Here is a 2886-nt window from a genome sequence, read left to right on the forward strand (position 1 = left end):
ATAAATAACAATATTGTAGTTCGTCGACGGGGGACTGTGGCGGGGTGGAATGTAACAAAAATGTCAAAATACAAGACTTGACCCCATTATCTTTCAAGACTTGACCCCATTATCTTTTAGTTGTTTTTTTGTATTTACATGTCCCGCCAAGATGATAATGTCATAGTATCAGCAAAATAGAAATGTCATAGTTAATAAAATTCGTGTCATAATTAGTCTAGAGTTAATAATAATTAATTAGACTAATATGTACGAAAAACAACTAATAACTATGACTCAAAAAGAAGCTAGACGCTATGACGTCATTAAGAAACTAATAGGTAAGAAAATAAATGGAACCGATGCCTCAAAGCAATTAGGATTGTCTGTAAGGCAAATAAAAAGAATTAAAGCCAGAGTTCTGAGTTTAAAAATTAAAGGAGTGATCCATGGTAATCGAGGCGGAAAAGGTAATCGTCGAATAGATGAAACAATGGTCGAAAATGCTAAAAAAATATTAAATGAAAAATACCATGATTTTAATCCTCTTTTAGCACAAGAGCACTTGCGCGATGATGATGGAATTGGGGTTAGCAAAGAAACTGTCCGTCGGTGGCTAATAGATGAAAAGCTCTGGAAACCGAGAAAGAAATCAGAGGTCAAAAAACATGTTTGGCGGGAAAGAAAAGATAACTATGGTGAAATGGAACAATTTGACGGTAGCTATCATAGTTGGTTTGAAGGCAGGAACATCGAAGAGGTGGGTGAAGAACAATGTTTGCTTCTATCCGTTGATGATGCCAAAGGAACAATTACGGGTGCTAAATTTGAGAATAACGAGGGTGTAGAGGCAGTATTTGGTTTCTGGAAAGAGTATTTTGAAGAAAGAGGCCTTCCAATATCAATATATCTGGACAAATTCTCAACATACAAAGTAAATCACAAAAATGCTGTTGATAATAAAGATATGATGACACAATTCGAACGTGCTATGAAACAATTAGATGTTAGAGTGATTCACGCTAGTACACCACAGGCCAAAGGTCGAGTTGAAAAGATGAATGGAACGCTACAAAGAAGATTAGTTAAAGAAATGCGCTTGGCAAATATTAACACTATTCCCGAGGCTAATAGGTTTTTGATAGAAATATTTATTCCAAAATTCGACATCCAGTTTGGGATAGTTGCAAAAAAGAAAAATGATTTACACAGAGATTTAAACAAAAAACAGAAGGACGAATTAAAAAGAATATTGTCCATTCAATTGGAACGTAGTGTAAATAATGATTATACAATCAGGTTTAAAAATAATTATTATCAATTAAAGGAAGTCCAGCCAGCCACTGTCTATAAAAGAGATAAGGTGACTATCGAAGAACATCTAAATGGAGAGCTAAAGATCACACTTAGAAACAAATATTTAGACTATTTTAAACTACCGGAAAGACCAAAAAAAGAGATCGAAGTTAAATTGATAGCATTAACCAAAACAAAACCGCCGGGTTGGATTCCGCCGGCTAATCACCCCTGGCGAACGCAATTTTTAAGTAATAAAAAACAGCCTGCAAGAACAGCTGTAAATAATTAATTCCCCTAAGGGGTATGACATTTCTAAATTGCCCGCTACTATGACATTTCTATTTAGCCTTTACATTTTTTGTATTTACATTGACAAAATATAAATTATGTGTTAATGTACAAAGTTAGTGAAATTCTAACATTGTTGTTTAACAAAATCATCTTACTCAAAGGGAGGAAAACAGGATGAAAAATTTATTGAAAATCGCTTTAGTCGTTATGCTGGTATCGTTTGTTTCCGTAAGTTTCTGTTTCGCCGAAGAGGCTAAGGACCAAGTTTATGCGCAAAGGAATTTTGTGCCAGCAGGGCATGCTGACCACCTGGAAGACTCATTTATTTCCACTATTGGCATTAATCATTCTGATGGTACTGGTTTCCAGCTTTGGGTAAACTTTACTGCCGGAGATATGGATCAAAATACTGCCGTTATTAATCAGTACGCAAACCTTCTTAAAGCATTTAAAAAAATCGGCTATTTTCAAGGTAAGGGTGATGCCGAATACATGACTGTAGGGGTCGATTCAAATTATCCCGCCTTTAAAAAGGGTGGTAATGATTACGAGCTCTTACTTATGCCTATTGGACCAAGTGTTGTTTGGTCCAATAGGACTAGCTATGGTCATGATAGATCAGAGGAGATCGCCAGGGGGGCAGATTCGCTTACTAGAATACAGGCAAAACCTGTTGGCCTTTCCGAAGACCAAAAAGAGGAAAATATCAAAAAACTTCCTGAATTCGAAAAAGAGGGGATTGATTACTTTGGTCCGGTTGCCTATATGTCCAGGGGGAAAGGCACATATAGTATTCGTGCCTTCTTGGAGGTTGGTAGCCCTGAACAAAACATCAAAGTGATGGAAAAGTTTAATAGCATATTTGCTGCCTTTAAAAATGATGGATATCTTCCATTGTTTAAAGAAGGAGAAGATGATCATTCAACCTGGATTAGCATTAGTGTTGGTGTTGCTGAAAATCAGCTTTATCAACCAGGTGAGACGATCTCAATTTATCCAATTAGATTTGGTGAGATTGAGGCAGTCGTAGGTGATGATTATGTCGATGAAATTTTTGATGTTTTGAAAAAAAATACAGAGTATTTTAATGACTTGGAAAAACAAAAGTCATAAAGTTAAGCACAATGTGGGTGAACCTAGTTCACCCACTTTTTTTATATGTTTTAGTGTAAAAAGTTCCCACTTCGTTCAGGGTGGTGAGCAAAAAAATAATAGCATCAGTGTACACTGATGCTATTATTTTTATGATTGGTAATGTGGTGAGAACCCTGTATTGATAATCCAATCCACAAAGTTAATACTTTCTATCCCTAAAAA

Annotated in this window: 2 protein-coding genes; both read left to right on the plus strand. The window is 35.8% G+C overall.

Features of this window, described 5'->3' with window-relative positions; genetic code table 11:
* The first annotated feature begins 271 nt into the window (after window positions 1-271).
* The gene (locus tag PF572_00765) at window positions 272-1567 is read left to right on the plus strand and encodes an ISNCY family transposase (GenBank protein ID MDA3839595.1); all 1296 of its coding nucleotides are present in this window, start codon (window positions 272-274) and stop codon (window positions 1565-1567) included.
* Between the two features lie 176 nt (window positions 1568-1743).
* A complete protein-coding gene (locus PF572_00770) occupies window positions 1744-2682 on the plus strand; it encodes a hypothetical protein (GenBank protein MDA3839596.1) in 939 nt (312 codons plus the stop codon).
* The last annotated feature ends 204 nt before the right edge of the window (window positions 2683-2886 follow it).

This window comes from Patescibacteria group bacterium, assembly GCA_027858235.1.
GTDB lineage: Bacteria > Patescibacteriota > Patescibacteriia > Patescibacteriales > BM507 > BM507.